10 protein-coding genes and 1 pseudogene are annotated in these 8,934 nt (G+C 66.6%); 9 read left to right on the top strand and 2 right to left on the bottom strand.

The window, feature by feature from the left end:
- On the bottom strand, window positions 1-349 hold a 349-nt coding region (locus tag ACE3TU_RS15355; RefSeq protein WP_374625704.1), incomplete at its 3' end, for an acyltransferase family protein.
- A gap of 150 nt (window positions 350-499) precedes the next feature.
- Between ACE3TU_RS15355 and ACE3TU_RS15350 the strand changes: the two genes are divergently transcribed.
- From ACE3TU_RS15350 to ACE3TU_RS15325, 6 genes are all read left to right on the top strand, one after another.
- Window positions 500-1,426, top strand: coding sequence for a glycosyltransferase (locus ACE3TU_RS15350; RefSeq protein ID WP_374625702.1), 927 nt, complete (start codon window positions 500-502; stop codon window positions 1,424-1,426).
- A 246-nt stretch (window positions 1,427-1,672) separates the two neighbouring features.
- Window positions 1,673-2,398, top strand: a complete 726-nt coding sequence (locus tag ACE3TU_RS15345; protein WP_374625705.1) for a DUF4198 domain-containing protein — start codon at window positions 1,673-1,675, stop codon at window positions 2,396-2,398.
- 15 nt (window positions 2,399-2,413) lie between these two features.
- Entirely contained in the window at window positions 2,414-3,037 is a 624-nt protein-coding gene (gene cbiM / locus ACE3TU_RS15340; protein ID WP_374625700.1) for a cobalt transporter CbiM, read from the top strand.
- Entirely contained in the window at window positions 3,030-3,632 is a 603-nt protein-coding gene (locus ACE3TU_RS15335) for a hypothetical protein (protein ID WP_374625698.1), read from the top strand. The genes cbiM and ACE3TU_RS15335 overlap by 8 nt, the downstream gene beginning before the upstream one ends.
- Entirely contained in the window at window positions 3,629-4,402 is a 774-nt protein-coding gene (cbiQ, locus tag ACE3TU_RS15330) for a cobalt ECF transporter T component CbiQ (protein WP_374625696.1), read from the top strand. Before ACE3TU_RS15335 ends, cbiQ begins: the two co-directional genes overlap by 4 nt.
- A complete protein-coding gene (locus ACE3TU_RS15325) occupies window positions 4,399-5,121 on the top strand; it encodes an energy-coupling factor ABC transporter ATP-binding protein (RefSeq protein WP_374625694.1) in 723 nt (240 codons plus the stop codon). The genes cbiQ and ACE3TU_RS15325 overlap by 4 nt, the downstream gene beginning before the upstream one ends.
- A gap of 30 nt (window positions 5,122-5,151) precedes the next feature.
- Here ACE3TU_RS15325 and ACE3TU_RS15320 read toward each other — a convergent pair whose 3' ends face one another.
- Complete coding sequence (locus tag ACE3TU_RS15320) at window positions 5,152-6,177, bottom strand: LacI family DNA-binding transcriptional regulator (protein WP_374625692.1); 1,026 nt, start codon at window positions 6,175-6,177, stop codon at window positions 5,152-5,154.
- A gap of 237 nt (window positions 6,178-6,414) precedes the next feature.
- Here ACE3TU_RS15320 and ACE3TU_RS15315 point away from each other — a divergent pair, with 237 nt between their 5' ends.
- The 3 genes and pseudogenes from ACE3TU_RS15315 to ACE3TU_RS15305 all read left to right on the top strand — a co-directional run.
- Window positions 6,415-7,653, top strand: coding sequence for an ABC transporter substrate-binding protein (locus tag ACE3TU_RS15315; protein WP_374625690.1), 1,239 nt, complete (start codon window positions 6,415-6,417; stop codon window positions 7,651-7,653).
- 107 nt (window positions 7,654-7,760) lie between these two features.
- Window positions 7,761-8,717 (top strand): carbohydrate ABC transporter permease, encoded by a 957-nt coding sequence (locus tag ACE3TU_RS15310; protein WP_374625688.1) that lies wholly within the window; start codon window positions 7,761-7,763, stop codon window positions 8,715-8,717.
- Window positions 8,717-8,934: pseudogene (locus tag ACE3TU_RS15305) on the top strand (carbohydrate ABC transporter permease); the annotation flags it as partial. The gene ACE3TU_RS15310 and the pseudogene ACE3TU_RS15305, both read left to right, overlap by 1 nt.

The following is an 8,934-nucleotide window of genomic DNA, read 5'->3' as shown; positions in this document are numbered from 1 at the left end:
TCGCGGTGAGCATCTGGCCGCCGGCGGTGCCCAGATCGCCGGTGCCCAGCCCGACCTTGAAGGCGATCTGCAGCACGGCCCACAGGGCGTAGAAGTAGAGGTAGTGGACGATGCGCCGGTCGGCGAACAGCCTCCACGGCCGGGCGATCACCTGGCTGAGGAAGAGCCCGGAGATGAGGAAGAACTCCGGCATCCGGAACGGGGTCGCCCAGCCTATGATGTAGTGAAGGATGCCGGTATCGGCGAGATCCTCTCCCACCCCGTAGGCGGAGTGCATCATCACGACGAGGATGATCGACAGGCCCTTGGCGGCGTCGACCCAATCTAGGCGGCTCTTGCTGGCAGACATCAGGCAGCTCCGGGGAATGGCGACGCCGAGAATAGAGGAGTATCGTGAGCTTATCCCCCGGAGCCTTCGTTTACGCTTAAGCGGCGTGCTTAACAGCTAAGGTTTTATCCATTAGGGATCATGGACTTGCCGCAGCAGCCGGACCTCGCCATGACCATTCGGATCGTCGGTATCGTGCTCGTCCGGGACGAGGAGAACTTCCTGGCCTGGGCCGTCGGCAATGCCATCGACTTCTGCGACGAGATGCTGCTGATCGACAATGGCAGCCGTGACTCGACGCCCGAGCGGATCGCCACCCTGGCGGCGCGCCATGCCAAGATCCGGGTGATCCGCGAGCCCAGAGCACTGCACACCAACAGGTACGTCCAGCCCTACCTGGGCAAGCCGGTCTGGGTGTTCGGCCTCGACGGCGACGAAATCTACGATCGGGACGCGCTGCTGCAGCTGCGCGGGAAACTGCTGGCCGGAGCCTATTCGCGTAACTGGAGCATTACCGGTCACTCGCTGCACGCCAGCCTCGTCGACATCGCGGCCGGCCGGGCGACCGGCTACGCCACGCCGCACGCGGTGGCTGCAACCAAGCTCTACAACTTCGCGCTGATCGAAAGCTGGCACGAGGACACCCAGCGCCTGCACGGCCGCCCGGTGCTCCGGCCCGGCCATTCGCACGACAGCTGGCTCGATCGCGCCGCAGCGGAGAGCTGGCAGGACTGCGATCTGCGCAACCTGCACCTGTGCTTCTTCCCGCGTTCGGGGCGCGACGGGACAATCGAGGTTCGCAAGAACATCACCGATCGCAGCCTGCGCAATGTCTGGCGCCGACCGGTGTTCCGGGCACTGCAGGCGCTCGGACTGGGGCGGGGCAGGCTGGGCGCCTACCTGGCGCCGCGCGCGACGATCAAGAAATACGTCCGCTACATGTTGGGTCCGCTGGCCGAGCGCGATGTTTCCGGCATGCTCAGACCGACGGCGTACGGCGACAGCGATCCGCGTGCGGCGGGAACCGAGGCGATGCTGTCCGAGCTGTCGGCCAGGCGGGCCGCGTCGCCCGACTTGCGGCCGCTGCAGACGACCTAGCGCGGCGCCACGGCAGGCCGGTGCACCGCATCCAGCGCGAGCTCGCCTCAGTCGGTGTGATCTTTTCGTCTGGACATCATACCGGGGGCTGCCTATCGTCCGCGACAGTCCGATTTGCCAGCAGCGCGGCGGATCGGTGCGAATCCGCAAACCGGGAGCGAAGCCATGATCAAGACCAGCGCGGCACGTCCGACCCAGGCCCTGCCGATCCCGAGCGCGATCGTGCTGGGGGCATTGCTGAGCGTGATGACCGCCGGCGATGCCTCGGCACATTTCCAGGAGATCCTTCCGAGCACCGATCGGTACGGCGGCGAACAGGAGGCGTTGTCGCTCGCGCTCGTCTTCACCCATCCGATGGACCGCGGGCCGACGATGGAAATGACGAGGCCCACCCGCTTCGGCGTCAAGTCGGGAAGCGTGGAGACGGATCTGCTGGGGAGCCTCGTCGAGACCAGCGTCGATGGCAAGCAGGCCTGGTCGGCCAGCTACACCCCGGCCGAGCCCGGCAACTACATCTTCTTCGTCGAGCCCGCGCCCTACTGGGAACCGGCGGAAGGCAAGTCAATCATCCACTACTCCAAGGTCATCGTCGATGCCTATGACTGGGGCGATGGCTGGGCCGAGCCGGTGGGGCTGCCGGTCGAGATCGAGCCACTGGTGCGGCCCTATGGGCTTTGGACAGGGAACCTGTTCTCCGGTGTCGTCCGGCAGGACGGGGCGCCCGTGCCCTTTGCGGAGATCGAGGTGGAGTGGGTCAATGACGGCTCGGTCACGCCTCCGGGCGATGCCTTCGTCACGCAGGTGATCAAAGCGGACGGCAACGGCGTGTTCCACTACGCGCTCCCCAGGGCCGGCTGGTGGGGCTTTGCCGCCCTGGTCGAGGCCGACTACCAGCTTCCCGATCCGAGCGGCGCGATGCAGCCGGTCGAACTGGGGGGGCTGATCTGGGTCAATGCGGTCGACATGCAATAGCCAGGGCCGGTCGACATGCACATCCCGGACGGAGTCGTATCGGTTCCCGTGCTGATTGGCGGTAGCGTCGTGGCCGCCGCTGCGCTGGCGGTGGCGCTGCCCAGGGTACGCAGTGCCGAATTGCCCCGGGTTGCCGTCGTTTCCGCCGCGTTCTTCGTCGTCAGCCTGATCAATGTGCCGATCGGCGCCACCAGCGTCCACCTCGTGCTGTCGGCGCTGATGGGCCTGGTACTGGGCTGGGCCATCGTGCCGGCCGTTTTCGTCGGGCTGATCCTGCAGGCGGTCTTTTTCGGGTTCGGCGGGATTGCGACGCTTGGCGTGACGACGATGAACATCGCCCTGCCAGGCCTGCTCTGGGCCACCGTGTTCCGCAATCCGACCCTGTCGGCGAAGCGCCCGGCGACCAGGGGCCTGCTGGCGGCGCTGGCGGCCGCCCTTTCCATCGCGACCTCGGCTTTCCTAGTGATCGCGGTCCTCGGGCTGAGCGACGCAAGCTACCTCGCGTCGGCTCCCGTGGTGCTACTGACCTATGTGCCGCTGATGATCGGCGAGGCGCTGGTCAGCGGTTTTGCGGTGATCTTCCTCGTGCGCGTCATGCCGGAGGCGCTGCGCCCGCTGCAGGCGACCGGCCTTGCGTAGCGCGATGCGACTGGTGCTTGCCGTCCTCGTCGTGCTGGTCGCGGGTGCCGGCCCGGCGATGGCGCACAAGCTCAAGGTGTTTGCCGCCGTCGTCGGAACGGCGATCGAGGGTCGCGTCTACTTCGTTGGCGGCGGAGCCGCACAGGATGTGCCCGTGGCCCTCTACAACGGGGCAGGGGAGATCGTGACGACGACACGGACGTCGGCGCCCGAAGGCCGGTTCAGCTTCGCGGTCAGCGTCCGCGATACCTACCGGATCACCGCCGACGCGCAGGACGGGCATCGGGCCGATTTCGTGATCGCGGACGGTCGCTTTGCCGACACGCTGCCGGTGGCGACCACGGTCGGGGAGGGCGGTGGGGCGGCGGATGGACCAGTGCCGCCGGTCGAGATCGCCGGGAGCGGCGCTGCAACGTCGACCGGCGACGGCGCAGCGATGGAGGCGGCCGTCGCTCGCCAGCTGGCGCCGCTGCTGGACGAGATCGACACCCTGCGCGAGACCCTCGCCTTCCGCGACATCCTCGGCACGACCGGGATCATCTTCGGCGCCTTTGGCGCCTGGGCGCTGTTCGCCTCGCGGCGGAAGCGGCCATGAGCGGAGGTACCTCGCTCGGCGCCCTTTTCGTCGAGGGTCGTGAGCGCGCGGGGATCGGTGCCCGCGATCCGCGCGTGCGTCTGGCCGGGGGGCTGGCATTGCTGGTGGTGCTGCCATTTCTCGACCGGCCGCTGCCGCTGGCAGCGGCCTTCGGGATCGGCGTGCTCGCGGTGGTGGCGGCGCGCATCCCGATCGGCGAGATCCTGCGGCGCATGGCCGTGGCGGAGGGCTTTCTCCTGGCGCTGCTCCTGACCCTGCCATTCGTCGTGCCCGGGCAACCGGTGTTTGCCGTCTTCGGGTTGGTGGCGTCTCTCGAGGGGCTTGGCCGGGCGCTGGTGATCATCGTGCGGCTCCATGCGGCGGTGCTGGTGATCACGGCCCTGCTGTGGGGCATGGGCAGCCGACGTCTCGCAGCGGCAATGTCGGGCCTCGGAATGCCTGCGGGGATCACCACTCTGCTCAACCTGACGATGCGCTACATCGCCACCCTCGGCGACGAGTACCGCCGGTTGCGAACGGCCATGCGGGTGCGGGGCTTCCGCCTGCGCAGCAACCTGCATACCTGGCGCAGCCTCGGCTACCTCGTGGGCATGATGCTGGTGCGCAGCCTCGAGCGCGCCGAGCGGGTCCACCGGGCCATGCTGTGCCGAGGGTATTCCGGCCGGTTTCCGGTGCCGGCGCAGACACCCCTGCGGGCGCAGGACCTGACGTTCCTCGCCGTCGTCGGGCTCGCCGTCGGCGGCCTCATCGGCCTCGAGGTGCTGGGATGAGCGAACCGCTGATCGCACTTCGGCAGGTGTCGGCCGGTTATGCCGGGCGGCCGGTCCTCGCCGAGGCGGATCTGGTGCTGATGCCCGGCGAACGGCTGGTGCTGCTGGGTCCGAACGGAGCCGGCAAGAGCACGCTGCTGCACGTCATCGCCGGGCTGCTGCCCATCTCCGCCGGCAGCATCGAGGCGTTCGGCGCGGTGCGCAGCAGGGAGGCCGATTTCCACGAGGTCCGCATCCGCGCCGGCCTCGTCTTCCAGGATTCGGACGACCAGCTGTTCTGCCCGACGGTGATCGAAGACGTGGCCTTCGGTCCCCTCAACCTCGGCCGCTCGGACTCCGAGTCGCGGACGATCGCCCTCGAGACTCTCGAGCGCGTCGGGATGGCGGATTTCGCGGAACGCGTGACGCATCGACTGTCGGGCGGCGAGAAGCGCCTGGTCGCCATCGCCTCGGTGCTGGCCATGCAGCCGGACGTGCTGCTGCTCGACGAACCGACCACCGGGCTGGACGAGGCGGCGCACGAACGCCTGTGCCGGCTGCTGCTGTCGCTGGACCAGGCGATGATCCTCGTGTCCCACGATCCGCGCTTTGCCGCGCGCCTCGCCACGCGGACGGTGACGCTGAGGGCAGGGCGTGTCGTCGAGGCGATCGTGCACACGCACGAGCATCGGCACGCGCATGCCCACATTCACCTGGGCGACGACGATCATCACCCGTGATCCGGGGCGCCGCAGCGACCCGACCCGAAGTCAACCGACCCTGCGCGCACTCTCCCTGATGACGAGTTCGGCCTCGAGGACGACGTGTACCGGTTCTTTCTCGGGCATGGCGCCCTCTATGATGTCGATGAGCATGCCCGTGGCGCGCTCGCCGATCTCGGTGCGCGGTTGCCGCATGGTGGTCAGCGGCGGATCGAAATAGGGGGCGACCGCGATATCGTCAAAGCCGACAATCGAGATGTCGCGCGGGCATTCGAGACCGGCCCTGCGCGCCCGATGGATGAAGCCGATGGCCATTTCGTCGTTGCCGGCGAATACGGACGTCGGCATCGAACCGGACTGCAGCATGCGTTCCGCGGCGGCCATGCCGCTTTCCATGTTGTAGTTTCCCTGGACGATCCAGGCGGGATTGACCGCCAGACCCGCTTCGCCCATCGCCGCCTCGAAGCCGTTCAGCCGCTCGTTGCGGCTCTGGTTCCGCGAGGGGCCGATGACGTGACCGATGTCGCGGTGCCCAAGCTCGATGAGGTGACGGACTGCCCGCATGGCGGCAAGTCGGTTGTCGGTGATCACCGAGTAGACCTGAGGATCCGGCGGCTCGTCATAGGCCGCCACCAGCGGCAATCCGACGCCGCCCTGGTCGAGACCGTGCAGGCGGTTGGTGTCGAGCGAGCCGTCGAACAGCAGCAATCCGTCGGCGCGGTTGGACAGCAGATAGTCGGACAGCCAGCGGTTCGGGTCATCGCCGATCCGGCTCGCGACCAGCACGCTGTAGCCGCGGCCAGAGGCCTCCCGGATCACCGCGTCGAGGATGGTGGAGTAGAACGGATTGCCGATATTGGGGGCCGCCATCAGAATCGTCCGGGCAGCCCGAAGCCTGAGCGAGCGGGCGGCCTGATTGATCGTGTAGCCGGTGTCGCGTACGGCGGCGTGAACCCGTTCGCGGGTCGTCTCGGACACCCTGTCGGGCATGCTGAGGACCCGGCTGACGGTCGCGGCGGACACTTTTGCGTGTTTGGCAACGTCCTGAATTGTCGGCGTTTTCTTGGTCGGCATCATCGCGCGCAGCGCTCCCTCATCGCTGCCAACGGCACCTCTCTAAATCGACCTTGACACATGCGCAAGGAATGTCTGAGACTGGTGCAATCGATTGCATTGAAGTCACATAAGACTTCGTGTAATCGATTACACGCAGCCGGCTCAGGAGGCTTCCCGTCTGAAGGGACTCCCGTTTGACCGGTGCATTTCGCAGGGGGCGCATCGCTCCCGGGTGAACGTTGGGAGGACAACATTATGAAGTCAGTCGTGTCGGTGGTGGCCGTTGTGGCCGCCGCCCTGCTTGGCAGCACCGCGGTGCGCGCCGCGGACGTCGAAGTCATTCACTGGTGGACGTCGGGTGGCGAACAGGCCGCCGTGTCGGTCTTCGCCCGTGAGTTCGACGCCCTCGGTGGCGACAAGTGGGTGGATACCGCGATCGCCGGCGGCGAAAACGCCCGCTCGGCGACCCTGCAGCGCATTCTCGGTGGCGATCCGCCGGGTGCGGCGCAGTTCAACCCCGGCCGTCAGTACGAAGAACTGATCGCCGGCGGCATGCTGCTCGACCTCACCGATCTGGCGACCAAGGAAAACTGGGGCGGCATCATCCGTCCGGCGTCGATTTCCGCGGCGTGCCTCGTCGATGGCCACTGGTGGTGCGTGCCGGTGAACATCCACTCGTGGAACTGGGCCTGGGCCTCGATCCCGGCGTTCGAGAAAGCCGGCGTGGCGCTCCCGAACAGCTTCGAGGAGTTCCTGGCGTCTGCGCCGACGCTGCAGGCCGCCGGCGTGATCCCCTTCGCCATCGGTGGCGAGTCCTGGCAGATCTCGGGCGCCTTCGGCGTGCTGCAGACCTCTATGCTCGGCGTCGAGAAGCGTGAGAAGATCCTCAAGGACAAGGACCTCGACCTGGCCAAGGCCGAGATGCCGGCCGTGTTCACCAAGTGGCGCGAGTTCAAGCAGTACTCGGATGCCGGTTCGGCAAACCGTAACTGGAACGACACCACCAACCTCGTCGTGACCGACCAGGCCGCACTGCAGATCATGGGCGACTGGGCCCGTGGCGAGTTCGGCGTGGCCGGCGAGAAGCCGGGCGTCGACTATGCCTGCCTGGCGCTGCCGACCGCTGCGCCGACCGTGACCACCGGCGGCGATATCTTCCTGTTCCCCAAGCAGTCGGACCCGGCTGTCGAGGCGGCGCAGCTGAAGATGGCCTCGATGATGATCAACCCGCAGGTCCAGGCACTGTTCAACAACGCCAAGGGCTCCATGCCGGTGCGTGACGACGTCGACATGTCGCTCGCCGACGACTGCATGAAGAAGGGTCTGGCGATCATCGGCGACGAGAAGAACGTGGCGCAGGATGCGGGCCGCTGGCTGTCCAACGACACCACCGGACAGATGAACGACCTCGCCGCGCAGTTCTGGGCCGACGATGCGATGACCGTCGATGCGGCTGTCGAGCAGTACGTTTCGATCCTTCAGAACGCCGACTGATTGAGCTAACGTGTCGGGCGGCGCAGCGTAGCGCCGCCCGATTTTCGTTCTGGCAGATACCCGGGCAGCAAGAACCCGGGGACCAGTCTCAACGCGGGGAGCCCATAATGACCCAGATCGCCCAGAGTGGCGGAACCGCTGCGGCCGGCTTTGCCGGTGCGTCGGCGCGGCGAAAGCCACGACTGCGGAAGAGCTTCAATTTCCAGTCCGTGCTCGGCACGACGCCGATGATCGCCACCGCCGTCGGCGTGTTCATCATCTGCATCATCTTCTCGATCATCTGGTCGTTCACCAACTCCAAGCTGTTCCCCAACTTCAATTTCATCGGCTGGTCGCAGTACCAGCGGCTCTGGTCCACCGATCGCTGGATCATCTCGGTCCAGAACGTCGCGGTGTTCGGGGTTCTGTCGATCTTCGGCGGTATGGTGTTCGGCTACCTGCTTGCGGTCTTCATGGATCAGCGCATCCGGCAGGAAGACCTGTTCCGCTCCATATTCCTCTATCCGTTCGCCATGTCGCTGGTCGTCACGGGGCTGGTCTGGCAGTGGATGTTCGATCCCAATCTCGGGATCCAGTCCGCGGTGCGCCAGATGGGCTGGACGAGCTTCGAGTTCGCACCGCTGGTCAAGCAGGAGACGGCCCTCTACGGCGTCGTGCTCGGCGGGCTGTGGAACGGCGTCGGGGTCACCATGGCGATCATGCTGGCCGGGCTTCGCGGCGTCGACAGCGAGATCTGGAAGGCTGCCAAGGTGGACGGCATTCCCACCTGGAAGACATATCTGTTCGTGGTGCTGCCGATGATGCGCGGCGCCATCGCCACGGCCTTCATCCTGCAGTGCACCGGCGTCGTGCGCGTCTTCGACATCGTGATCGCCATGACGCAGGGCGGCCCGGGCGTCTCGACGCAGATGCCGGCCATCTACGTCATCCAGCACATCACCGACCGCGTCAATGTCGGCCAGGGCATGGCGGCCGCCACCATGATGCTGCTGCCGGTCATGGTGCTGATCGGGCTGCAGTATCTGGTGCGCTGGAACGCGAACCGCAAGGCGGGCAGGGCATAATGACCAACCTAGCTGTTCCCTCCGTCGGCGCCATTTCGGCCCGCGGCCCCAAGCCCCGTAAGCTCACCGCGAGCCGCATCGGCGTCTATGCCTTCCTGATCATCTCGGCCGTGTTCTTCCTCCTGCCGCTGTGGGTGATGATCGTCACCTCGCTGAAGACATTGCCGGAAATCCGGCAGGGGCACCTGTTCAACTGGCCCGAGCTGCTCACCTTCGA

The organism is Devosia sp. (assembly GCF_041917035.1).
GTDB lineage: Bacteria > Pseudomonadota > Alphaproteobacteria > Rhizobiales > Devosiaceae > Devosia_A.
This window is presented reverse-complemented; position numbering and strand designations above follow the sequence as displayed.

Coding starts and splice junctions, on each gene's coding strand:
- cbiQ (WP_374625696.1), top strand. CDS start 3,629: ATGAGCGGAGGTACCTCGCTCGGCGCCCTTTTCGTCGAGGGTCGTGAG.
- cbiM (WP_374625700.1), top strand. CDS start 2,414: ATGCACATCCCGGACGGAGTCGTATCGGTTCCCGTGCTGATTGGCGGT.
- ACE3TU_RS15310 (WP_374625688.1), top strand. CDS start 7,761: ATGACCCAGATCGCCCAGAGTGGCGGAACCGCTGCGGCCGGCTTTGCC.
- ACE3TU_RS15320 (WP_374625692.1), bottom strand. CDS start 6,177: ATGCCGACCAAGAAAACGCCGACAATTCAGGACGTTGCCAAACACGCA.
- ACE3TU_RS15315 (WP_374625690.1), top strand. CDS start 6,415: ATGAAGTCAGTCGTGTCGGTGGTGGCCGTTGTGGCCGCCGCCCTGCTT.
- ACE3TU_RS15325 (WP_374625694.1), top strand. CDS start 4,399: ATGAGCGAACCGCTGATCGCACTTCGGCAGGTGTCGGCCGGTTATGCC.
- ACE3TU_RS15345 (WP_374625705.1), top strand. CDS start 1,673: ATGACCGCCGGCGATGCCTCGGCACATTTCCAGGAGATCCTTCCGAGC.
- ACE3TU_RS15350 (WP_374625702.1), top strand. CDS start 500: ATGACCATTCGGATCGTCGGTATCGTGCTCGTCCGGGACGAGGAGAAC.